This is a genomic window from Halomarina ordinaria (assembly GCF_030553305.1).
Taxonomy (GTDB): Archaea; Halobacteriota; Halobacteria; order Halobacteriales; family Haloarculaceae; genus Halomarina; species Halomarina ordinaria.
The window spans coordinates 34,065-54,530 of sequence record NZ_JARRAH010000004.1 but is presented as its reverse complement, the minus strand read 5'-3'; the positions used below and the strand labels follow the sequence as shown (position 1 = coordinate 54,530).

General features: G+C 58.8%; 28 protein-coding genes. 26 read left to right on the top strand and 2 right to left on the bottom strand.

Annotated features, from left to right (window positions below):
- The first annotated feature begins 304 nt into the window (after window positions 1-304).
- The 26 genes from P1Y20_RS17395 to P1Y20_RS17275 all read left to right on the top strand — a co-directional run bounded on the left by P1Y20_RS17395 (window position 305) and on the right by P1Y20_RS17275 (window position 16,475).
- The gene (locus tag P1Y20_RS17395) at window positions 305-1,567 is read left to right on the top strand and encodes a phage NrS-1 polymerase family protein (protein ID WP_304449970.1); all 1,263 of its coding nucleotides are present in this window, start codon (window positions 305-307) and stop codon (window positions 1,565-1,567) included.
- Between the two features lie 211 nt (window positions 1,568-1,778).
- Window positions 1,779-2,312: a DUF7342 family protein gene (locus tag P1Y20_RS17390; protein WP_210113842.1), complete on the top strand. Its 534-nt coding sequence runs from the start codon at window positions 1,779-1,781 to the stop codon at window positions 2,310-2,312.
- Between the two features lie 8 nt (window positions 2,313-2,320).
- Complete coding sequence (locus tag P1Y20_RS18820) at window positions 2,321-2,755, top strand: toxin-antitoxin system TumE family protein (RefSeq protein ID WP_343771684.1); 435 nt, start codon at window positions 2,321-2,323, stop codon at window positions 2,753-2,755.
- 272 nt (window positions 2,756-3,027) lie between these two features.
- On the top strand, window positions 3,028-3,372 hold the full coding sequence (locus tag P1Y20_RS17385; RefSeq protein ID WP_006184783.1) for a hypothetical protein: 345 nt from the start codon (window positions 3,028-3,030) through the stop codon (window positions 3,370-3,372).
- Window positions 3,373-3,603: 231 nt separating this feature from the next.
- Window positions 3,604-3,888: a DUF8069 family protein gene (locus P1Y20_RS17380; RefSeq protein ID WP_122106709.1), complete on the top strand. Its 285-nt coding sequence runs from the start codon at window positions 3,604-3,606 to the stop codon at window positions 3,886-3,888.
- On the top strand, window positions 3,888-4,214 hold the full coding sequence (locus P1Y20_RS17375) for a DUF7558 family protein (protein WP_122106710.1): 327 nt from the start codon (window positions 3,888-3,890) through the stop codon (window positions 4,212-4,214). The genes P1Y20_RS17380 and P1Y20_RS17375 overlap by 1 nt, the downstream gene beginning before the upstream one ends.
- 71 nt (window positions 4,215-4,285) lie before the next feature.
- Window positions 4,286-4,588 carry a hypothetical protein gene (locus P1Y20_RS17370; RefSeq protein WP_210113840.1) on the top strand — a complete coding sequence of 101 codons (303 nt, stop codon included), beginning with the start codon at window positions 4,286-4,288 and terminating at the stop codon, window positions 4,586-4,588.
- A complete protein-coding gene (locus P1Y20_RS17365) occupies window positions 4,589-5,101 on the top strand; it encodes a PIN domain-containing protein (RefSeq protein WP_079235407.1) in 513 nt (170 codons plus the stop codon).
- Window positions 5,102-5,132: 31 nt separating this feature from the next.
- Window positions 5,133-5,462 carry a DUF8158 family protein gene (locus tag P1Y20_RS17360; RefSeq protein ID WP_210113839.1) on the top strand — a complete coding sequence of 110 codons (330 nt, stop codon included), beginning with the start codon at window positions 5,133-5,135 and terminating at the stop codon, window positions 5,460-5,462.
- A 590-nt stretch (window positions 5,463-6,052) separates the two neighbouring features.
- Window positions 6,053-6,919, top strand: a complete 867-nt coding sequence (locus tag P1Y20_RS17355) for a DNA-binding protein (protein ID WP_304449969.1) — start codon at window positions 6,053-6,055, stop codon at window positions 6,917-6,919.
- Window positions 6,920-7,117: 198 nt separating this feature from the next.
- Complete coding sequence (locus P1Y20_RS17350) at window positions 7,118-7,747, top strand: hypothetical protein (protein ID WP_304449968.1); 630 nt, start codon at window positions 7,118-7,120, stop codon at window positions 7,745-7,747.
- A 538-nt stretch (window positions 7,748-8,285) separates the two neighbouring features.
- The gene (locus P1Y20_RS17345) at window positions 8,286-8,900 is read left to right on the top strand and encodes an ArsR/SmtB family transcription factor (protein ID WP_304449967.1); all 615 of its coding nucleotides are present in this window, start codon (window positions 8,286-8,288) and stop codon (window positions 8,898-8,900) included.
- A 159-nt stretch (window positions 8,901-9,059) separates the two neighbouring features.
- A complete protein-coding gene (locus tag P1Y20_RS17340) occupies window positions 9,060-9,512 on the top strand; it encodes a hypothetical protein (RefSeq protein ID WP_304449966.1) in 453 nt (150 codons plus the stop codon).
- Between the two features lie 194 nt (window positions 9,513-9,706).
- The gene (locus P1Y20_RS17335; protein ID WP_368662198.1) at window positions 9,707-10,633 is read left to right on the top strand and encodes a transcription initiation factor IIB; all 927 of its coding nucleotides are present in this window, start codon (window positions 9,707-9,709) and stop codon (window positions 10,631-10,633) included.
- A 94-nt stretch (window positions 10,634-10,727) separates the two neighbouring features.
- Window positions 10,728-11,609, top strand: coding sequence for a biosurfactant protein 1 (locus P1Y20_RS17330; RefSeq protein WP_368662197.1), 882 nt, complete (start codon window positions 10,728-10,730; stop codon window positions 11,607-11,609).
- Between the two features lie 137 nt (window positions 11,610-11,746).
- On the top strand, window positions 11,747-11,935 hold the full coding sequence (locus P1Y20_RS17325; protein ID WP_304449963.1) for a DUF8012 family protein: 189 nt from the start codon (window positions 11,747-11,749) through the stop codon (window positions 11,933-11,935).
- Between the two features lie 91 nt (window positions 11,936-12,026).
- Window positions 12,027-12,407: a hypothetical protein gene (locus tag P1Y20_RS17320; RefSeq protein ID WP_136718213.1), complete on the top strand. Its 381-nt coding sequence runs from the start codon at window positions 12,027-12,029 to the stop codon at window positions 12,405-12,407.
- Window positions 12,408-12,474: 67 nt separating this feature from the next.
- Window positions 12,475-13,137: a DUF6735 family protein gene (locus P1Y20_RS17315; protein WP_304449962.1), complete on the top strand. Its 663-nt coding sequence runs from the start codon at window positions 12,475-12,477 to the stop codon at window positions 13,135-13,137.
- Window positions 13,138-13,211: 74 nt separating this feature from the next.
- Window positions 13,212-13,634, top strand: a complete 423-nt coding sequence (locus P1Y20_RS17310) for a DUF8025 family protein (protein WP_304449961.1) — start codon at window positions 13,212-13,214, stop codon at window positions 13,632-13,634.
- 106 nt (window positions 13,635-13,740) lie between these two features.
- On the top strand, window positions 13,741-14,232 hold the full coding sequence (locus P1Y20_RS17305; protein ID WP_304450041.1) for a DUF7995 family protein: 492 nt from the start codon (window positions 13,741-13,743) through the stop codon (window positions 14,230-14,232).
- Window positions 14,233-14,235: 3 nt separating this feature from the next.
- Window positions 14,236-14,601: a DUF7568 family protein gene (locus P1Y20_RS17300; protein ID WP_304449960.1), complete on the top strand. Its 366-nt coding sequence runs from the start codon at window positions 14,236-14,238 to the stop codon at window positions 14,599-14,601.
- Between the two features lie 77 nt (window positions 14,602-14,678).
- Entirely contained in the window at window positions 14,679-15,074 is a 396-nt protein-coding gene (locus P1Y20_RS17295; RefSeq protein WP_304449959.1) for a DUF7567 family protein, read from the top strand.
- Window positions 15,075-15,153: 79 nt separating this feature from the next.
- A complete protein-coding gene (locus P1Y20_RS17290; RefSeq protein WP_304449958.1) occupies window positions 15,154-15,555 on the top strand; it encodes a DUF6166 domain-containing protein in 402 nt (133 codons plus the stop codon).
- A gap of 23 nt (window positions 15,556-15,578) precedes the next feature.
- The gene (locus tag P1Y20_RS17285; protein WP_304449957.1) at window positions 15,579-15,854 is read left to right on the top strand and encodes a DUF7389 domain-containing protein; all 276 of its coding nucleotides are present in this window, start codon (window positions 15,579-15,581) and stop codon (window positions 15,852-15,854) included.
- Window positions 15,855-15,903: 49 nt separating this feature from the next.
- Window positions 15,904-16,125, top strand: coding sequence for a DUF8129 domain-containing protein (locus P1Y20_RS17280; protein WP_285266084.1), 222 nt, complete (start codon window positions 15,904-15,906; stop codon window positions 16,123-16,125).
- Between the two features lie 53 nt (window positions 16,126-16,178).
- Window positions 16,179-16,475, top strand: a complete 297-nt coding sequence (locus P1Y20_RS17275; RefSeq protein ID WP_304449956.1) for a hypothetical protein — start codon at window positions 16,179-16,181, stop codon at window positions 16,473-16,475.
- Between the two features lie 418 nt (window positions 16,476-16,893).
- Here P1Y20_RS17275 and P1Y20_RS17270 read toward each other — a convergent pair whose 3' ends face one another.
- Together P1Y20_RS17270 and P1Y20_RS17265 are read right to left on the bottom strand one after the other, a co-directional pair.
- On the bottom strand, window positions 16,894-19,470 hold the full coding sequence (locus tag P1Y20_RS17270; protein ID WP_304449955.1) for a DEAD/DEAH box helicase: 2,577 nt from the start codon (window positions 19,468-19,470) through the stop codon (window positions 16,894-16,896).
- A complete protein-coding gene (locus P1Y20_RS17265; RefSeq protein ID WP_304449954.1) occupies window positions 19,470-20,387 on the bottom strand; it encodes a HamA C-terminal domain-containing protein in 918 nt (305 codons plus the stop codon). Before P1Y20_RS17265 ends, P1Y20_RS17270 begins: the two co-directional genes overlap by 1 nt.
- Between the last annotated feature and the right edge of the window lie 79 nt (window positions 20,388-20,466).

The window sequence follows — 20,466 nt, the reverse complement described above, 5'->3', positions numbered from 1 at the left end:
ACCTGTTCCACCCAAGCTGAATCATGACCTCATCCAATCAAACTCGAAGGTCGGAAATCACCCGACGGCGGCATGTTCCACCCAAATCCTCAATGGGTGGAACACCAACGAACCGAGCGAAATGGGTGGAACACGCTCACGTCCAGCGATTTTTAACCTGCTATAGCGGGTGTTCCACCCAACAACCAACTAAGATAGAACGGGGGGTCCCCGTTGGGACCAAGGGATTGGATCGCGACGTACAGCAGAGAGCGTTCTGTGCTGGCTCAGAACCAGTGAGAGCCATGCGAGGTGCTACGTGAGGATGAGTGACCCTATCGTCAACGAGCCGGAGGCGATTCCGGAGACGTTACGCGAACGCGACCAGTGGGTGTGCTGGCGCGAGGAGGAGCGAGACGGCAAACCGACGAAGATTCCGGTGACGCCAGGGGCTGGGGGGTTCGCGTCAGCAACAGAGTCGGAGACCTGGGCGAGTTTCGAGGCAGCACTCGACTACAGCGAGACAGAGCACGCCGATGGTATTGGGTTCGTGTTTACTGACGACGATCCCATCGTCGGCGTCGATCTGGACGACTGCCGCGACCCGGAAACCGGCGACGTCGACGACGCAGCGCTGGACATCATTGAGCGACTCGACTCCTACACCGAGGTGTCACCGTCCGGTACCGGCTATCACGTCCTGATCACTGGCGCACTCCCCGAGGGGCGGAACCGGCGCGGGAGCGTCGAATTGTACGACACAGCACGCTTTTTCACCGTCACTGGCGACCACGTCGAGTGGACACCAACGCGCGTTGCACGCCGGCAGGACGCGCTCACAGCGATTCACCGCGAGTACGTCCAGGACACAGAGCGTGACACAGCCTCCGAGTCCGAACAGCGTGATGGCACTGACGCCCGGTCACCGACGACCGACGCAGCCGACGTCGACGTCGACCTCGAAGACGAGGACCTCCTCGAAAAAGCGCGAAACGCATCGAACGGCGAGAAGTTCGAGCGGCTCTGGAACGGGAATACGGTCGGCTACGACAGTCAGTCCGAGGCCGACATGGCTCTGTGCTGTTTGCTTGCATTCTGGACCGGCGGCGACCAGACGCAGATGGATCACCTGTTCCGCCAGTCGGGACTCCACCGCGAGAAATGGGACGAGGTTCACTACGCTGACGGGTCGACCTACGGCGAGAAGACCATCGAGCGAGCGATTGCGACCACATCGGAGTTCTACAACCCGGACGCCGGCGACGACGCCGCAGATCCCCACGGCACACCTGACGAGGTCACAGCTGGCGGGACACCTGACGAGGCAGACCGGAGTCGTGCATACCTGACGGAGAAAAACCGACTGTTGAGCGAGCGCGTCGACGAGCTCGAAGCAACACTCGAACAGAAGACGGAGCGGATCGAGACTCTCGAAGCAGAGGTCGAGCGGCTCACCGGCGAACTCGCAACCCGTGACCGGGAGACTGCGCAGTCTCACGAGGAAGACTCCGGTACTGCGAGAGAGACCGATGACGATTCAGAATCACCCTCTATGTTGAGTCGATTCTTCGGTGGCCAGTCCGAGTAGTAGCGCCGCATCACCTTCATCCGAGAAGCCCTCCCTCGAGAGTTCTGGTTCCGCGAGATAGAAGTATTAACCAACGTTCTCGCTATATTGCGCTGTTTGTTGGTTAACTACGCTCAATCTCGCCGCAAAATGGGGGCTATCGCAGGATACTGTTGTTCGGGAAACTATTCCTTGAAGTAAGAACTATATCCTTAGACCTGCAATTCTGAGTATGTCCGAGACAGACGCCGCCGATGGGCCACCTCCCTTTGAGGATGCGTTCGCCAGCGACGACGTCGAACAACGCATCTACGGCACCATCCTGCAGACCCGCGAGCCGACGACGGCAAGCGCGATCGCCGACAGCGCCGACTGTGACCCCAAGACCGCCCGAAAGTATCTGGGCTGGTTCGACGATCTCGGCATCGTTACCCGGCACGACGGCCACCCAGCCACCTACGAGCGTAATGACGCGTACTTCGAGTGGCGACGCATCAACCAGCTCGCAGCCGACCATTCTGTCGAGGAACTCCAGGACCGCGTTCGTGAGCTGACGACGCGCATCACCGAGTATGAGGAGGCGTACGACGCCGCGTCACCGGCCGTCGTCGACGCCGTCGCCGCCGCGGAAGCCAGCGACGAACGGACCATCGACGACGTGTACAGCGACCTCGCCGACTGGGCGACCGCCCGCGAGGAGCGTGACCGCTACGAACGCGCACGCCAGCAACGCACGGGTGGCGAGCGCGAACAGGCATCCGGGTAACCCGCTCGATGGTGCCACCGACAGGCGATGGCGGGAGCCCCGCCCCCATCGATCGCCCCATCCTCGAGTTCCTTCAGACACGGCTCCAAGCCACCGGACAAGTCTCCCGAGCGGCCATCACGGATGCAAGTGGCCATCTCGAGCTTCAGGTCGTCTTTGCATCATCGTACTACCCAGCGCCCGTTGACGAAGCAACCCTGACTATTCGCTGGTACACGAACGACGACTTCAAGATCCACTATCGAGAGACTCATTCGGAGCACACCTGGGAATGCCGATGGGATCGGCATCCGAACCCCCACAATACGCGCGATCACTTCCATCCCCCGCCCACCGCCCCGACGCCCGGTGACGATGACTCCTGGCCGACCGATCATCGTGATGTCCTGCGACTCGTCCTCGACGAGATTGAAGACCGGATCGCAGTACTGTGGAACGAATAAGCGACTGCCCCCGCAGTGGCGTTTATCGCGCCGACCAAGGGTGACGGCGCTCAGCGCGATGGGCACCACCAGGAGAGTCGTCGTGGTGTCCAGCCTGGAGTCAGCTGAGTGCAGTCACAGGTGAATCCATGTCTACGTTTAGTAACTCCGAGACAGCGAGTGCATCGCCGTCAGAAAACCACACGAGCCCACCCCGAGAGACCGAGGACACAGAGCCACAGAGATCCTGGCCAGACGATACGAGCAGCGAGGATGGAACACCAACGCTCAGGATGGACCAATGTCCGGAGTGTGGGAACCGTCGCTTCGTCTCAAAACTCCTCGTGTACGAGATCACAGGCTACGACGAGGGCGGCGAGCAAGAGTTCCGCCGCCAGCACGTCCGGGCAGAGTTCGAATACACCTGCAGCGAGTGCCAGACGACACTCCGGACGCTTCCCGCAGATCGCCGCGATTACTACGACGAAGTCGCGGTCCTCGAAACAGAACGGCGGGCAGCCCTCCGTGATCAACTCCGCCAGCTGGGGCAGCGGTGCTGGCGGCGTCTCGCAGCGCGAACGACGTGGCTGGCACTCGGACTCGTAATACTCGTGACCGGCCTCGTGATCGCACTCTAACAGTCCGAAAGAAGAGAGCCTCCCCGCTATCGACTCTTGCAATCCGCCGAAATACGCAGTGTGCCATCGACGGTGGAGAGCTAGCCCATCAGCAGCAGGAGAGGAACGGGTTCGGCGTACGTGCCCGGGAAGAGCAGGGCGCAAACGGCCGGGCGAGCTGGCCGCACGTGATCGTCGTTCGCGCCCGCAAAGGGGCGAGGCGCGCTCGAAGCGCGTCCAGTGAGAGCTTCCATGACTGGACCTGATATCCTCGACGATACGACAGACGACTACGAACGACTCGAAACCGAACTCGTTGCCCAGGACCGGGATGGGGCCCGGGTCTCGACGGCGGACGTCGACGAGCGGAGTGCCCGCCGTCTCGTGGGTGATCTCATTGAAGACGATGTGGTGACGCCGGTCCCCGACCAGCGGGTCCTCGTTCACGGGCCGAGTGGCGAGGCCTTCGACTCGATCACCCAGCTCGCCGTGTTCCATCGCGGATGGAGAGCCGCCAGAGACGCGGAGGACAACTGATGCAACAGACGCTTTCCGGGTGTGCGTTCTGCGAGACGCTGCCAGGGTCAGAAATGGGCGAGGCGCATACGTGGGGGCAGGACGAACGGGTCACCCACCCAATCTGTGTCGACTGTGCCGTCCAAGAACGGCCGGATCCCGAGGAGCACGATCACCACGCCTGCGACGGGTGTGGGCTCGTCGTTGACACGCTCGCAGCGCTCACCCGGTTCCGTGTGGAACTGGGGCACCTCGAAGGCCCGTTGCAACTGTGCGAGCACTGTAGTCCAGGGGGGCTCGCAACGTACTGGACGCGTGATCTCGAAGAGCATCTCGTAGCCGAGTGACGCTCGACCGAGTGACGCTCACATCGTACACACGAAAACGGCTAAGTGCGTTGGCTCACAATGTACACATTATGAGCACCGATAAGAAGCGCGTGCAGTTTCGGGCCCCCGATCGGCTCATCGACCGGGCCGACGCACTGGCCGCAGTCCTCGGGGAAGACCGAACAGACGTCCTCGTGACCGCGCTTCGGGAGTACCTCCAAGACGCCGCTCACGACGACGCACTCACCCAGGAGATCGCTGCCGCCTATTACGACGATGAGATCACCTTCGAGCAACTCAAAGCGCTCGTCGGCGCCGAGGAGGCGGCAAACCTCCGAGTGTTGAAACAGCAACTGGACGAGGACTTCGTCGACGAGGTCGCCGACGCTTAGATGTCGCGGCTTATCGCAGACGCCTCCGCCCTCGTGAGTCTCGGGATCGTTACTGACGACGATCCTGATCCACTCGCACTCTGTCTCTCCCGGTACGAGGTCGTCGTCCCAACGGCGGTCATCGATGAACTCCGAGAGATCGCCTCCTACGATGACGTCCATGGCCACGCCGCGTCCGCCGTCCTCGACCAAACGGAGTCATTCACGACACAGTCGGTGGACCTCGATGCCGAGTTTCCGCTCGATGACGGTGAGAACGCGGCGGTCACGCTCGCGAACGATCTCGATGCTGCACTCTTCCTCTGTGACGAGTTCAACCAACTTGGCTTGATTCACGCCTCACTCGCTGATACCCGACTCGTCACGACACCGACGCTACTCTCGGTTCTCGTTCGAACTGAACACCTATCAGCTGCCGATGCCCGGTTGCTCCTCGATGCGATCAGTGACGCCCGTAGCTGGGGCGCGAACAGTTACGTGCAGCGAGCTCGCTCATTGCTCGAAGAGCCCTGACACCATGGAGGATCCTTCGAAGTGATTTGGAATGTCCGATAACGACGCTCTCTACGACGTTTGTGAACGAACGAAGAATCCCGAGCACGCATCAGTTGATGACGTGGTCGAACTCATCCTCGAACGCGCACAGCATCCCCGGACGGAGCACCGGGACGCGCATCTTGACGAGATGATGGCTACTGTCGTCGATAGGTACGGGACCGGCCCCGTCCGAACCGTTATCCATCGCATCCTCGTCGACCACCACCCCTTTCGGACTGCTACGCATGACCTCGAGATGCGTAACGTCGACGGTGTTCGTATCGGGACAGCAGCCGGCCAGTTCCTTACAGAATTGAACGCGCAGCACGACGATTGAAATACAGTTTCTGAAAGCCCTCGGCCGCTCGGCATCCCGCGACCACCGCTGCGCTCCTCGTGCCTGTGGTGCTTGCGGGGTCGGGGGACGGCCGAGGCGGCCTCGCCCTTTCTGAGTCCGCCAGGCCGGTAGATGGTTCACCGAGCGACGTGGCCGGTTGAACAGGTGTGTACGTAGTGGCCCGCCCCGCTCGCCGCGTTCCGCCCTCCGCGTCGCTCGCGACCGACCATTCCGGGCATACGGGCGCTCTCCGCACCGCCCGCGCCCGTTCCGGGCTAAAATGGATGTGCCCTCGACGCCAGCGCTTCACCCGTTCGGGTCCTCCGGACCTCGGCAAAGCCGACCGCGACGGACGTGGTTGCGTCGCGGCGAACGGGGAATGCGCTGGCCGCTCGCTCCGGGCGGGTCGGCGCGCGGTGCTGGTTGGGGCCACCTCTTTCAGGCGCGCTCTCGCTCGCGCCCGGTAGGGCGCTCGCGAAGGCGCGAGCGAGAGCGCGCAGATGGTTCTGTCGGTCGTTGTCGTCGGAAAACCGCGATGTAAGGGCATCGCGGTGTCGGCGCGTGAGCGCCTTCGGAGTTGGTGAACTCCAATGTCTAGTAACAACGCTAGCGGAAAGGTCGTTACGGTGGATGAACAGGCATTCGAGAAAGCGGGCGGTCAGGCGGTCGATGAGGACGGCTTCCCGGTCGTCGACGAGACGCCGGAGTTCGAGGCCGCGGTCGAGCAGGAGACGCAGGCGAAGGTGGATGCGAACCACCCGGACGGGATCGCGGACACGAGCAACGAGCGGATTCACGGTGTCACCCTCGAACAGGAAGAGCGCATTCGGGCGCGGGAAGCCGAACTGGAGCGCATCAGTGCCCAGGCCGAGCTGGGAACGCAGGACGGTCGGGAGCAGCGCACGCGAGAGGTCGTCAGCGAGCAGTGTGGTCGTGACGAGCCGGCGCCGGCGGAGCGCACGGATCCCCGAGAGAAGCTGACGCAAGAGGAACTCGCGGCGGTCAACAAGCAAGCGATGCGGATCAGCGACGAAGTGCAGGGCGGCTGGTCGAGAGCGGTCGTCGCGAAGCAGCTGGCCGAGAAGGTGCAGCGCGGACGGGACGTCACGAAGGCGGTGCTGGAAACCCTCGAAGAACTGAAGGCGGCGCCGGGGGCGATCGTGCCCATCGCGGACGTGCCGGACGTCCCGGTCGGTGAGGTGACGGTCGAAGGCACAGTGAGCGAACTCTGGGATCCCAGTTCCCCAGCCATCGCCCAAGTCGGACTCATCGAAGACGAAAGCGGGCGTACGAAATTCACGATTTGGGAGCGCTCGAATCAGCCCGTGGTGCGTGAAGGGCAGACGGTCAGGTTCCGGGCAGCGGCCAAGAACTGGTACGAAGGCCGGTGCTCAATCGCGCTGACCGGGTGGTCGCGGGTCGAATTCCCGGAGCGCGGCCGGTGGTGGGAAGAGTAGCGAGCGAACTGGTCTCTTTCTTTTTCGGTGCCAGACCAGACCCAAGCCCCACCGCCCCACCCTCCGCTCCGTGCTCGCTCCCTGCGGTCGCTGCGCGCGCAGCCACGACCGTTGTGGAGAGTGAAGTGGTGAGTTGATCTCTTCTCGTCCAATTGGTAGCAGGGAGAGTTTATCCGCGCCGCCGATGGGCGCAGCGCGATGACAAATAGTTCACCCGAGACCCATGATTTCGATGCGTGGTTTACTGGCTTCTTCGACGGTGAAGGCTGTATCCGCATCGCAATTGCCGATCGAGAGCGGTACAGCACCGGCTTTGAACTTGCACCAATGCTCCGAATCACCCACGAACAGCTGACTGGAACTCTCGACGCAGAAGGATGGATTGGCGTGAAAGTAGGCCAGAATAGTGAGTATCGAGTCGACCATCGACTTCAGCCGCAGATCGAGGTCACCGAAACGTATCGTGACCACCTGATGGAGGCGCTCTGTGCGTACTGTGATGCTCACGATGTGAACTGTCATGTATCCAGTCTCGAAGCCAATGAGAACCGGAGCGATCAGTACATTTGGGGCGTGCAGGGTATCAGCAATACACGGACGCTCCTGACCCCGCTCCGCGATCAGTTCATCGTCAAGCGCGAACAGGTCGATCTCCTCCTTGACGAGATTCTGCCCCGGATGGACCAGGGCGTCCATCACGAGAAAGAAGGCTTTCTTGAGGTGATGTACTACGTCGACCGGTTCAACTCGTACAAAGGTGGCAGTCGAGGGAAATACACACTCGAGTATTTCGAGGATCTCTGGGGGATGAAATACACTCCCGAGTAGCGGTATCGCACGGTGGCCGCATGAGAGATCCAGATGAGGATACCTCTTGTTTTAGTGTGCGCCGGACCAGCCCAAGCCCCACCGCCCCACCCTCCGCTCCCGGCCTCCCTCCGGTCGGCCGGCAGCCACAACCGGAGTTACAGCTTTCAGGAGTGGTGTACCGAAGAGCAAGGCCGCTGTTTCGATGTGGTCTGTTTATTTGCCTCCTAGAGGGGCGGAGGGCACATTAGAAGTGTCCCCGAGCACCAATGTCCGAAGAACGTACTCTCACGGCCCGTGAACGGCTTCGCATTCACATTCGCGAAGCCCGCCGGACGACCGACTCGCCAATCGTCGAGGCACAGTTAGCGGCTGCTCTGGACGCCTGGAACGACCTACCGCCAACACCCCTTCGGGAGTGTCCCGTCTGCGGGAGGATCGGGCTCCCGGAGCGAATTCAGCAACATGATTGTGTTAGTAGATAGCTGTGTCAAAAAGGGGTTAAACGGGTATTTTAGCTTATAGAAGACATATCTGAGCGGGTGTGTTTTAATCGATAATGACATCAATTACTCGGCTCCTGTCTCGGCGGCAGTCAGCCAAATCTATTCAACAAGAAAAAGACGCCGAACCGACAGTATTAGCGATGGATGATGAGTCCGCTGACGAGATTTTCAATGCACTTTCCTCTGCAACCACCCGATCGATACTGACCTCCCTTTACAAGAAGCCGAAGACGGCATCTGAAATTGGCGATGAAGTGGATACTTCGCTTCAGAATATAAACTATCATTTGACAAAACTCAAAGAGAATGATCTCATTGAGGTTGCTGATACGTGGTACTCAGACCAAGGTAAAGAAATGAAAGTATACACACCATCCGATGAAGCACTTGTTTTATTTGCTGGCGAAGATTTGACTCAATCGACCGTTCTGAGTTCAATTAAAAATCTGATAGGAATTGTGGCAGCGTTCTCTATCGTTAGTGTCCTTGTTGATCAGCTATTCCGGCGGTTCGCCTCATCTTCCTCCCCGATTTCTGCTGGAGCGGGGCAGTCTTCCAGTGAAGTAACAACCTTCATGTTACCACCTGGAGCGATATTTTTCCTCGGAACGCTGTTTGCAGTAGTTGTGTTCCTTTGTGTTCGTCACTATCAGGAGCAGCATCATTGAGGAGTAAAACGGCTCTTGAACCCCACTGAAGGCCTTTATTTTTACCGTTCTAATTCCCATTTGGCTATGAGGCGACGCACATACCTGTCATCGGTTGCAGCAGTGGTAATAACTTCAGGATGCATCAGCAGCGACGCGGGTCAAAGCCCTTCCAATCAAATGCAAAAGACAGTATCCGTCAAAGACGTGGTCACAAGTACCGAGACAGAAAATTTAGAAATCGAGGTGGACATCCCCAACGCAGAAATCACAGCAAATGCTACAGCACACATTCGAATCTCATACACAAATAATGGCAGTGAATCTATCGAGTTAAATATCGATCCAGACGCCCCAACCCCTCTCCCCAGTACTGAAGAGGAACCAGGTCTGGTACTGCTATCTGATGCATATGATCCGACGCGGGCCTCGGACGAATGTTGGAAGCCAGAGGAGGAGAGTTTCCCAGAACCTGCAGTCGTTAATCAGTATGCTATCGAGCCGGGACAGACCGTTAAGTTGGAGTATGACGTCTGGGCGAATCCACAGCAAGAAGCAAGCTGTATCGACCCTGGAGAGTATGAATTTGAGCCGATGGATGGCGAATTCGTGCTCATTGTGGAAGATGAATAGGGCGAGACATCCAGACGTTCAATTCGTGTTTTGAATATCGATGAAATCCGACGGAGATGTAGTAGCCACTTCACCTTATTAATCGTTGGCCTATTGCTGATTTCTAACTAAGCAGAACCTCCCACAGAGTCTATTAACCCCCAATGGGTGAGGGGCTCGCTGTACTGGCGGGTTCCCGAAACACGGTGAGAACGATGGCAACCAGAGACATCTACGAAAGCGGATTCGACGAAGACGGCCGAGCTAAGTCGAGCGCGAACCAATGTCCCGAATGCGACGGCCGAGTCACGACGAACGCGGTCGAAACGGTCTGCGAGGACTGTGGCCTGGTCATCGACGAACAGCGCATCGATCACGGGCCGGAGTGGCGGGCGTACGACGACGAGAAGCGCGAGCGAACGGGTGCTCCACTCACTGCGGCCCGCCACGATCGCGGCCTGTCGACGGAGATCGGTCGCGGTACCGACGCGAAGGGGAACGAACTCTCGGGGCAGAAGCGACGGCGACTCGCGCGGATGCGCCGTGAGCAGACCCGGGGGCGCTGGCGGTCGAAAGCGGAACGGAATCTCGCCCACGGACTGGGCGAGGTGCGTCGGTTGGCGAGTGCGCTCGAACTCTCTGATTCGGTCCGCGACCAGGCGTGTCAGCTCTTCCGGAGCGCCCAGAACGAGGATCTGCTTCGTGGCAGGTCCATCGAGGCCATTGCCGCGGCCAGCGTCTACGGGGCCTGCCGGTGCAACGGCCGCTCGCGGTTAGTGGACGACGTCAGCGAGATGGCCCGCGTCGCGGAGTCACGAGTCACGAACGCGTACAAAACGCTGAACGAGGAGCTGGGCCTCCCCGCTGAGCCCGTCTCCCCCAGCGTGTTCGTGCCGCGACTCGCCTCGGACCTCGAGTGTCCGGACGAAATCCGACAGCGGGCCCGAACCCTGGCGGAGCAGGCCGAGGATCGGGGCGTCACGACGGGCGTTCATCCGGCCGGGTTCGCCGCAGCCTGCCTCTACAAGGCCGGTCGCGAAGAGGGCCGATGGCTGACGCAATCCGAGGCCGCGGACGTGGCGAACGCCTCGAAGGCGACTGTTCGGGCGCACCGGGATACGTTGGAGGAGCAGGTCGCCTGAGACAGATTACTGTCTCTCCATCTGTACTGCGCATCGTTCTATCCACGCTACGATTTAAACACGAAGACGAGCCATGTTCTCTGTAGACTGCTCTATGAACGGTCGTTACTCCGACTTTGAGGAACTGCGGCCGACCGGCGAGGCGTCCCACATTCCGGACACGAGGCTGGACGACGGGTGTGAAGGTACCCCCCGGCGGCAACGCGTCGCGACGAGCGCTGGTGGCTACCCGGATGTGCCGACGGCCGCCGATGGCGAGTGCCGGTCCTGTGGGGCGTCAGTCCCAGACGGCCAGACGAAATGCCGGTTCTGTCTCTCTAACCATCTCGGAGGTGACGCCACTAGCACGAACGAGGCAGCGTCGACGACGTTCCTCGGCATCGTCCATCTGGTCGTCGAGTCGACCACGTTCTACGGCGCCGTGGCGAAAGGCGGCGCCGCGGCGAACCTCCTCTCTGCCAATGAGGCGGATCCGGCCGTCGACGACTACACGCTCATCTACGATCTCGACGAGGCGCCAGCGCGCCAGCTGGCCGAGCAGTGGCCCTCACTCCCCGACGCGGTACAGGTGGCGTCAGAGGAGGGAGAGCGGCTTCTCAGTGCTGCCCGTGACCGGAGTGGGTGGAACGGGCAGGAAGCGTCGGAGCGTCAGGAGCAGGCCCCGACGCGGCTCTACGACCAGCGTGGGGACGGCATCCGCGACGGGGCGCGTCTCGACGCGGTCCGCGACAACGCCGACGACGCGGTGTGGCTGGTTCCAGCGATGGCGCTGACCGAATCCGCTGGCGAGGCTGCGGCTGATCGCCAGGCGTCGTCGGTACCGACGACGCAGGAACTCGACTGTCAAACCTGTGGACGGGCGACCGACCATCGGTTCAAGACGCACGAGTCGGTCCCGGATGCGGCGTGGACGGGGCAACCGATCTGGGAGTGTCGGGTGTGTGGTTCGGCTCGCTACGGCCCCAATCTCGAGTAGCGCAGGGCTGGGCATCGATTAACCAACAGCCTGCGAGTACCGTCGAGGTTCGTTGGTTAAGACTGGGATCTCCTGCAAGCCCGACGCCAGTCTCGATGGTGGGTCTTTCCGCGCCGGCGAGCGGTGAGGCGCTTCCGATGGAGCAAGAGTTCAAACAGGGCTACCGGATGCATCGTATACTCAGCAATCTCAACCGACTCGACGTCGACCGGTTGGACGACGCGGATCGAGAGCGAGTCGAGACCGCGAGAGACCTCCTGGAAGAGGTGAGCCTTCTCACGCGGCCGGGCGACGGAGTCGGGGCGGACGTCCACGCAGACTCCTAACTGGAGTCGCCGGCCACGCCTCGGGAGGCACCTCTCGCGTCGGTTTATTGCCCCCGACAGGGGTGCGGGGGCGACCCCGTGAGGTCCAGACATGGCGACACTGCAAGCTGCGACGACGTCGACCGGCGCGATTGTATCGGATCCGCAGGCAGTCCGCGAGCTCTGTGAGAGCTACTGCTTCGGGACGCTCGACTGGGAGGTGACCGAAGACGGAGAGCTCACCATCTGGGGGTACGACGACTTCGAGGTGTACGAGGCGCGGGAGAACGGCCTCCCGGACTACGAGGGCGGCATCGTGACCCACGAATTCCTGCGAGAACTCGCCGACCACCTCGAAGCCGACGAGGAACTCGATATCCAGACGGCGGGGTTCACCAAGTGCCGCTTCCCCGTGCTGGCGAAGCGGTACGTCGTTCGGGACGGCGAAGTCCTCCACGCGGACCTCAGTTCCCCCGACCCGATCGACGAGTAGAGTTGTTCGTCCCCCGGGAGGGGTGCGGGGCGATCCAGTCGCGGTCGCCCCGTGAGGTGATTGCTCGATGGGACACCGCGCACTCGTTGCGTACGAACGCACGGACGGACAGTACACGCTCCACTACAGCCATTGGGGCGCAGCGAACCTGAAGCTCAAGCACCGAATCTCGGCTGAGTCGCCGTTCGGTGGCGACGACACCGACTCCAAGTGGGCGAAACAGCTGCTGGCGGAACTGGCCGATGGCCTCGAGGCAGAAGCCGTCGACGGCTACCTCGCTGACGAGGAGCGACCGTCGACGGTCGTCGAACCGAAGCCCCGCGCCACCGGGCTCACCCTCGACGAGATCGTCGCGGACCATCTCGACTACCTCCACCACGAGGCGTTCTTCGTGGTGTCGCCGACGTTCGAGGTGACCGCCTATCGGACGCTGTGGTTCGGCCTCCAGTACGATTCAGAGACGGTCGACCACGGCGAGACAGTAGGGAACGGGGCGCTTGCGACCGTCCGATGGCACGACGGCGAGCCGGTCGGTGACGGCCATCTGAAGGGGCAGTTCCGGGCACTGAAAGACGTCGTTGGCGATATGGTTGACAAGGGTGTGTTCACCCAGTCGACCGCGAGACAGTACCTCACACAGAAGCTCGGCGAGTGGGTCGGGAAGCGGCAGGAGTTGCGCATCCCGAGCGGTGAAACACTGTCTCTGGACGCGACACTTAGCCGCTCGTAGGCCGATTTGCGTCGAAGCAGATGGTGTTTTTCTGGGGCAGAAAGGACTGAGTCCCACCGTGGGCTCGTGATTGGATGCCCGAGAAACCAGACGACGACCCATTCCACGATTGTGAGTTCGGTCCCGACGCAATCCTCGGGACGCGCACCTTCCACGATGTCCTGTTCACCGACGACACGGAGACGCCCGTGAACGTGCTAACCGGTGAGACGCCCGCACATTCGCAGGCGACCGTCGAGGAAGCGAAGGCGTTCGCTGCGAGCATCGATACGGACACACCACAAATCGCGCTCCCGGCCTCTGTCGAGACGCAAGTCGAAACCCAGAGCAAGCCCTACACCTCGGCTGCGTTCTTCCACTTCAAGGCGACCGGGTCGCTCGAACTGCACCGTGCCTACCACGCCGCCTACGACTCCGACGCGTTCAGCGTCGACTTCGAGGCCGACTACGCGTCGGGCAATCTAACCATCACAGTCGAGCGAGCGAACGAGTCCTAAAAATCGACCGCTAGATCAGGTTTTTCGAGCGCCGGCGATGGGTGCCGGCGCAGCAGGAGTGAGCGAGCAACGACTCCCGGTGCGTCGGCGCTTCGAGGTGTTCGAGATGCATATGGTGATTTACGCTCTGGTAGAAGAATCGACCCACGACGACGCACTGGCCACCGGAAAGACGGTGTTCGACCGCCTGGTCGGCGCGGACCCACATGCCAGCGCAGTCTTCGACTACCACGTGACGTTCGATGAGGAGGACACGTCCGTTGCGGGGACAGCGCGATGGGGTGAGCTCCCGACCGCGGCCCCTGTCGACTCCGATGACGGCCAAGACCTGCTTGAGCGTGGCTGGGAGGCGACGAAAGAGGAGTTCGAACGCAACCTCGACCGGGTGAAAGAGGCCATCGAGGAACTCTCCGACGAGGAGATCATGCGCGACGAAGATCTCGCTCGGCACGCCTTCCACCAGGTCGGCGCCTACGACGGGCCAACAATCTTCCTGTACAACGAATATGCGAACGGTATCCGTCACCGTGAGCAGCTGGATCGAGTGCTGGAGGAGAGCGAGGACCTCTGGATCGTGCCCGCCGACGTCCACTTCTAACAGATGTCCCGGATCACAAATTGGAAGCGCGAGAGTCGCACACCCACACTCGCATACCGGAATACCGAGACCGGCGCTCGGGCGGTCTTACACCGAGCACCGGGCTCGTACCGCTACAAGTGGCGTGGCGCAATCCTCGTCGACGGCTACCCGGTGGGGTCGCGGGGGTACGAGACAAAAGACGCGAAATCGTTCCGTGACGAGCTCCGGAAACGGCCAGCGCCCGAACTGAGTTGTCCCGAGTGTCCGAACAGCGATGTGGCAATCGGCGGAAAAACGGCTGACGGCGCGAAGGTTCAGCGTTGGTTCGAGTGTCGGAGCTGTGGGTACGAAGCATCCTCGAGAATCGTGTACGGCGCCGAGCGCTGATTGATTAGTGCGGATCTACGGTGACGTTTATTTTGGGCCGGAATGGGTGGCCCGTCTCAATCGGGCCAGATCCACAGATGAGTCTGGAAGTTATCGACCGCCACAGCGAAGCACTGTTCGAGTTCCTCTGGTGTCCGGTCTGCGGGCACGAGGTATTCAGTCACATTCCCTTCGAAGGAGTGTTCTGCAAGAACTGCAACACGCAGGTCGAACTCCAAGAATCCCGAGAGACACGCGGCTACGAGGAGGCCGTCCTCGCCTGCTTCGACACCCACTCAACGTGGAACCTCCACGTCGACGAGAAGCTCCGTCGCGACCTACCCGATGGGTCGGCACGGGTGAAGATCCTCGGCGCACCGGGTGCCTACGAGGTCGACTGGTGGAGTCCAGCACCCGGTGATGACTGGCAGCCGGTCGAACGAGGCGAGTTCGACGATGTCGACGAACCAGCCGATATCTCCCATCTCGCGTAGGGGAAAGCAGTTCCTGTGGCTGTTTTTCGCCCCCTGAGGGGTGCGGGGGTGCTCGAACGAGTAGCTCCCGAACAGACCGATGAGTAGACCTAGCGACACACACTCGATTGAACAGACACACCCAGCGAGCGACTGCGACATCGCCTACGTCGGGTATCGGCAGAGCGGGCAGGCTATCGTTGAGAAACGTCCCGGCCAAGAACGGCTCACGCCAGATCGGAGTCTCGCGCTAGTGAACCACAGTCCTTCGGGATTCGAATGGGGATATGGTGGTAGTGGTCCGGCGCAACTCGCGCTCGCACTCCTCCTCGACTACACGAGAGACGAGGCGTTGGCCCTCGACCACTACCAGGCATTCAAAACCGAGGTCGTGAGCCAGCTGGACTGCGCTGGGTCTGGTGAACGCTGGCGACTCACCGGACCCGAGATCGACGCAATCCTTCACGAAACACCCGGCGAGCCGGTTGCACCGTCCATCTGAATACCAATCACCGAAAGTAACCCATGTCAGAACATACCCAACTATCTCGTGCGGATGGCGAATCGGCCGAAACCAGTGAACAGACGACACGAACGGAGTACGTCGAACGCAGTGACGTCGGCGTCTCCCTCACCGTAAAGCTCAAGCGTGGAACCGGTACCAGAGATCAGGACGAGGTAATCGCGAAAGCGAAAGGCAAGACCCTCGAAGACGCTCGCGAGGACATGGAAACCCTCAGAGAATACATCCACGATCTCGCAGAGGACGCTCGCCAAATCCAACCCGAAGAAGACGGGTAACGACGAGGGCCGTTTTTTGTCGCCTCAGCAGTGGCGGAGGCGATTATCAGTGAGCAATCCAGACGGTCAAACAACAGACGCAAGCGAGCTTTCGCCAGAACAACGGCTCGAGCCCCCGAATACGCGACTCATCAACGCTGGTATCGTGACGATCAACGATATGGAGACGCTGCGAGCCTGTGTCGCCTACGAGAACGCGAATCAGCAACGGGTCCAAATCCTCCGCCGGCTTGAACAGCGGGCCAGCGAACTCCGCGCACAAGACGATTGACCCAACGCCCGGAGGTGTCTGTCGGAGCCTCGGTGGGTGGAGGCTCAATCCAGATGAGCGATCGACCAGAGATCGAGATTCAACGACAGACCGCATTCGGTGACGATGGCCAACTCGAAGTAACTGAAACGAGCGTCGAGACCTCGCTTGAGGATTTCGGCGCTGACGTGGATCATCGTGACCGGGATTCGCGTCTTGATCGGCCCGAGGCTAGTGAGTTCGGTGTCGACGATCGACCCGAAGTTGAGCAAACATCCGAGGGAGATCAGTCAACACTCTTCGCTGATACGGACGAGGATCAGCAGACCCTCAATGGAGAGGATGCGTCCGCTCAGTGCCTCTACGAATGATTACGTTCAGCGGTCGGCCGCATCAGATCCGGTTAGGTCGACGGTGACGACGATGTTCGTCACGGAACGCTGGCCCGAGATCGCCTACGAGTGTGGGTCGTGTGAGGCGCTGTTCGACACGGCACAAGAGCACACCCGTCACTGCTGGAACGCCCATCCGTGGGTACTGAATCCTGAACAGGTACGCTATCGACGCAAAGCCGACGAGAGAGTCGAAGACAGGTGTCGGGGGCGTCTTAGTGATTAACCAACAGAGCTGATTTTTTGGGCAGAATGTTGGTTAAGGTGGTTGTTTTTGCGCCCGTGAAAGTAGCACGAGGACGCGCTACGCGAACGCTTCCAAAATGTGATGAGCTAGACTATCGGCCGAAGTTGTCTATGAAAATGTGCCTGAGTTAGTACGCGGGACGCGGATAATCTAGAGGACCCCCTGCGACTCTAGGTGTCGAGCGAAGAATTTGGGGATCTTCCCTCGACGGTTTTCAAGAAATTCTTCGACATCATCAACGTTCGGTGGGATTCCTAACTGCAGCGCAACCGACCGGTCTACACCTTTCGACATGAGACGCAACTCCCCGAAGTTCATCGATCCCATCTCCAACATCTGGTCGAAGTTGCTTGCCCACTTACCCATCTCGTAGTCGGTTTCTTCTAGCATATCGACCAGCATCCCGTAATACTTGACCAGAATAAATCGAACGTCGTCGTTCACGAGATCAAGGATCGTTCTGATACACTTACTCAGACCCTCATCCTCAACGTTCGCTTGCCTAGAATCAATCATGGAATTGTACGTCTCTCCTCGAAGCCACTGATTCGCAACTACTACGATCGGCTCCAGCGCTCCGTGCTTGGTTTCTCGGTTTGAGGGATCGATCCCGTATTCATCATCCTTAGTGAACTTGAATACCTGATTCAACTGCTGAGTGATCCGCATGAGTTTATCGTAACTGTATTCTGCTGTATTCTCACCAATCACCCACCTTTCCGGGTTCTTCATCACCAGCCTGTAGAGCGTGTTCTGCTCCACGGGATCGACAGTTGGGTTCCGCCTCAGCAGTTTCTCCGGAATCTCGATGTCTTCGAGAGTCCGATCGAGTTCGTCTTTCGCTGAGGAAATATCTGAGTCCGAGAGCCCCTTGTTGGAGAGGTATTTGTCGACATCGTAGTCGGATTTGAGGTAGCGAGAGCGAAGGAGAATCGACGTGTACCGCGTCGATGCGTCTTTGAGCTGCCGAAGGTCATTGCTTCCGAGCGCAGTGATGAGTTTGTTTGGGTTATCCGTAGCTTGTGAGGTAGCAGGATTGACCGATTCCTCCGTGTCGCTATCCAATTTCTCATCCACCCATTCGTCATCTTCGGCCTCAACGCAATAGATAGAACCGTACAACCGGGAATCAACGCGACCGACCCGTCCGACGAGGTTCTGGAAGTCGAGTTCTGACAGCTCATCGTCCCCTCGATATGCACTAGTCAGAAAAATTTTCTCCGCGGGGAGGTTCACCCCCTCTAGTAGAGTGGAAGTACATACGATTGTGTCCAGGCCCACCTTCGAGCGATAGAGGTCTTCTATCTCCTCTCTCGCAATCTTCGGTACGCGACCGTGGTGGAAGGCCACTCCTTTTTGGAGGTGATCAATGAGTGGATAGTCTTCGTGGATCGTGTTCTTCAGGAATTCGGTGAGATCATCGATTCTCGCAGACGTTATCTCTCGGTCCCGGTTGTTTGCGATAGCGTCGGCTCGATCCTCGGCTAGATTGGTTTTGCTGGCGTATACCAGATTTTGGCTATTTTGCCCATATTCATCGATTATGGTGGTCAGCGCTCTAGTCTTGCTATTGTTGACCGTAGTATACGTGAGGTCGTCCGGTTCGGCTATCGTGAACTCTAATTTGTCTCCAGAAGGACTGTAGAGGACAACATCAACCATCCGTCTAGATCCGGATTGGTTTTTTGCTCTCTTGAACCGAATAATCGCCTTCATTTGAAGGACCGGTGTAAATGCGGTTTTGATCTGTACGACCTCTCGGTCTGTTAGACTGCTTAGAGTATCCTGGGGCTCCTCAAGGTAGGGACCTGCGGCGACGATTTGAGTTTCCGGCCAGGATTCACTGAGTAATTGAATGATATCCTCGAATAAGACACCCCTCTGCCCGTCCTGGACGTTCTGAATCTCGTCGAAGAATATCAGATCTGGCTCAATTCTCGCCCTAGTGTCCTCGTCGATGAGCCGCAGACACCGCTCAGGAGTAACTACTAAGAACGAGTTCAAATCTGTTTCTAGATCCTCCGATTCCTCCTCGAAATATGCGCCGGTTCTGACCTCAATCTCTTGCTCTCCGTCTAGATCATCGTTAAGACTGGAGAGCTTCTCGCTCACCTCCGCAATGAGTGCTCTAGTCGGGACGACGTAGATTGCTTCGAAGCCATCCTCGCTTTCGAGCTCTCTCTGGATGTATTTCCGGAGTATGAATGACTTCCCGGAAGATGTCGGACCGGATATCGCAATATCCTTCCCTGCCTGAAGCGCATTTAGGATATCCTTCTGGAAGGAGGACAGCACAGTCCCATCACCGAGTTCGTGCTGCTGGAGGTCAGAACTCAGCTCGAGGCCCAACGCAGAGTCAAGCGAGGAAATGAGCCTCTCCTCGAAGCTGACATCTGCCTGTTCTCGCCGAACAGTATTGAACGTTTGAAGATTGCCGATGCGAGAGAGAACGATATAGAGGTACCGTTCGTACATCTCCTCGTCATCGGTCCCTCGCTTCTCAATATATGCGAGAATCGCAAAGGAAAGGGCCTTAGATTGGTGTTCTTCATCATCACTGGAAGCGAGAAGTGATGCCACCCAAGCACTCTTTTGGAGTTTACTCTCCGAGTTCTGATCCCAACGATAATCAGTAACGCCGAGATCATTATAGAGCAAATCTTTTATCAGTATATCGAGACAGTCATTGAAGAACTCTAGGTCCGCTGCGTTTTCGTATGTAGACATTAGTGGTTCGTCGTCCAGGGGTAGATAGCCGCTTTGACGTTCTCTACAAACCTATCTTTGTCCTCTAGTGGGAGGAAAAAGAATGTCAACCAGTGCTTTCGAAGATGACTGTAGTCATCCTCCAGAGAGTCGGTTACTTTGGAGAGTAAGTCAGTATCCTCGACATGTTCATGGAGCTGGTCTACTAGTTCCTGATCGTCCTCGACCGGCTTTGTCTGGAATTCCTCCAGCTCCGCATCCTCATATCCGACGAAGATGGGGTGTAGCATTTGGTAATCTTGGGATTCCCCCGTGAAAAGGGATGAGAGCAGTTCGATCTTCTCTTTCGAGAGATTATCGCTCGGATTACCCATAGCAACCGTTAACTCGTGCTGATTTCGGAGTTGGCTATCTTCTCCGTGGAATCGATCTGTGCTGTCAAGAGCTTCCTCAATCCCATCATCCAAATCGGTGTACATCTTCGCCTCACCAATTCCTAACGTCGGGGATCCTTCGTATTCCCCGAAGAAGAGGCCGTCAGATCCCTTAACCTGATCAGTCGGATTTTGTTTCCACCCAAGCTTGTGCGACATCATAGGGATGTCAAGGAAACCTTCAACCATTGTAAATAGAATCAGCTCTCCCCACTTGCCATCCATCTTAGCATCATCCCTGTAATCTGAGAGCTGCTGTGCTTCAAGATGAGGGCGTTCGGACTCCTGAATCTCATCTTTCGACAGCGCAAAGAACATGAATTTGTTCCGAAGAAAACTCACGAAGCCGTCATAATCCAGGGTTCCGTAACTTGGACTGACGATGAAAGAGGACGTCTTTATCTTGTCTTCATGCCATTCACCAGCATCAGAGAGGTTGTCCAGTAGTTCTGACTTCTCGATTACGGTATGTTCTGACCAAGGGACTTCTATTTCATTCTCCATCTGGGATTCTGTTTAGTTGCAAGAAGATTCAGCCCCGAGGGCAAAAACCTATTCCAGAACTACACATGGGTATGAGGGT

Excerpts from the sequence above, each read along its gene's own strand:
- P1Y20_RS17395 (WP_304449970.1), top strand. The coding sequence starts at position 305 with ATGAGTGACCCTATCGTCAACGAGCCGGAGGCGATTCCGGAGACGTTA.
- P1Y20_RS17335 (WP_368662198.1), top strand. The coding sequence starts at position 9,707 with ATGGCAACCAGAGACATCTACGAAAGCGGATTCGACGAAGACGGCCGA.
- P1Y20_RS17345 (WP_304449967.1), top strand. The coding sequence starts at position 8,286 with ATGACATCAATTACTCGGCTCCTGTCTCGGCGGCAGTCAGCCAAATCT.
- P1Y20_RS17360 (WP_210113839.1), top strand. The coding sequence starts at position 5,133 with ATGTCCGATAACGACGCTCTCTACGACGTTTGTGAACGAACGAAGAAT.
- P1Y20_RS17265 (WP_304449954.1), bottom strand. The coding sequence starts at position 20,387 with ATGGAGAATGAAATAGAAGTCCCTTGGTCAGAACATACCGTAATCGAG.
- P1Y20_RS17325 (WP_304449963.1), top strand. The coding sequence starts at position 11,747 with ATGGAGCAAGAGTTCAAACAGGGCTACCGGATGCATCGTATACTCAGC.
- P1Y20_RS17350 (WP_304449968.1), top strand. The coding sequence starts at position 7,118 with ATGACAAATAGTTCACCCGAGACCCATGATTTCGATGCGTGGTTTACT.
- P1Y20_RS17370 (WP_210113840.1), top strand. The coding sequence starts at position 4,286 with ATGAGCACCGATAAGAAGCGCGTGCAGTTTCGGGCCCCCGATCGGCTC.
- P1Y20_RS17340 (WP_304449966.1), top strand. The coding sequence starts at position 9,060 with ATGCAAAAGACAGTATCCGTCAAAGACGTGGTCACAAGTACCGAGACA.
- P1Y20_RS17310 (WP_304449961.1), top strand. The coding sequence starts at position 13,212 with ATGCCCGAGAAACCAGACGACGACCCATTCCACGATTGTGAGTTCGGT.
- P1Y20_RS18820 (WP_343771684.1), top strand. The coding sequence starts at position 2,321 with ATGGTGCCACCGACAGGCGATGGCGGGAGCCCCGCCCCCATCGATCGC.
- P1Y20_RS17375 (WP_122106710.1), top strand. The coding sequence starts at position 3,888 with ATGCAACAGACGCTTTCCGGGTGTGCGTTCTGCGAGACGCTGCCAGGG.
- P1Y20_RS17390 (WP_210113842.1), top strand. The coding sequence starts at position 1,779 with ATGTCCGAGACAGACGCCGCCGATGGGCCACCTCCCTTTGAGGATGCG.
- P1Y20_RS17285 (WP_304449957.1), top strand. The coding sequence starts at position 15,579 with ATGTCAGAACATACCCAACTATCTCGTGCGGATGGCGAATCGGCCGAA.
- P1Y20_RS17300 (WP_304449960.1), top strand. The coding sequence starts at position 14,236 with ATGTCCCGGATCACAAATTGGAAGCGCGAGAGTCGCACACCCACACTC.
- P1Y20_RS17355 (WP_304449969.1), top strand. The coding sequence starts at position 6,053 with ATGTCTAGTAACAACGCTAGCGGAAAGGTCGTTACGGTGGATGAACAG.
- P1Y20_RS17320 (WP_136718213.1), top strand. The coding sequence starts at position 12,027 with ATGGCGACACTGCAAGCTGCGACGACGTCGACCGGCGCGATTGTATCG.
- P1Y20_RS17380 (WP_122106709.1), top strand. The coding sequence starts at position 3,604 with ATGACTGGACCTGATATCCTCGACGATACGACAGACGACTACGAACGA.
- P1Y20_RS17385 (WP_006184783.1), top strand. The coding sequence starts at position 3,028 with ATGGACCAATGTCCGGAGTGTGGGAACCGTCGCTTCGTCTCAAAACTC.
- P1Y20_RS17330 (WP_368662197.1), top strand. The coding sequence starts at position 10,728 with ATGAACGGTCGTTACTCCGACTTTGAGGAACTGCGGCCGACCGGCGAG.
- P1Y20_RS17270 (WP_304449955.1), bottom strand. The coding sequence starts at position 19,470 with ATGTCTACATACGAAAACGCAGCGGACCTAGAGTTCTTCAATGACTGT.
- P1Y20_RS17275 (WP_304449956.1), top strand. The coding sequence starts at position 16,179 with ATGAGCGATCGACCAGAGATCGAGATTCAACGACAGACCGCATTCGGT.
- P1Y20_RS17365 (WP_079235407.1), top strand. The coding sequence starts at position 4,589 with ATGTCGCGGCTTATCGCAGACGCCTCCGCCCTCGTGAGTCTCGGGATC.
- P1Y20_RS17295 (WP_304449959.1), top strand. The coding sequence starts at position 14,679 with ATGAGTCTGGAAGTTATCGACCGCCACAGCGAAGCACTGTTCGAGTTC.
- P1Y20_RS17290 (WP_304449958.1), top strand. The coding sequence starts at position 15,154 with ATGAGTAGACCTAGCGACACACACTCGATTGAACAGACACACCCAGCG.
- P1Y20_RS17305 (WP_304450041.1), top strand. The coding sequence starts at position 13,741 with ATGCATATGGTGATTTACGCTCTGGTAGAAGAATCGACCCACGACGAC.
- P1Y20_RS17315 (WP_304449962.1), top strand. The coding sequence starts at position 12,475 with ATGGGACACCGCGCACTCGTTGCGTACGAACGCACGGACGGACAGTAC.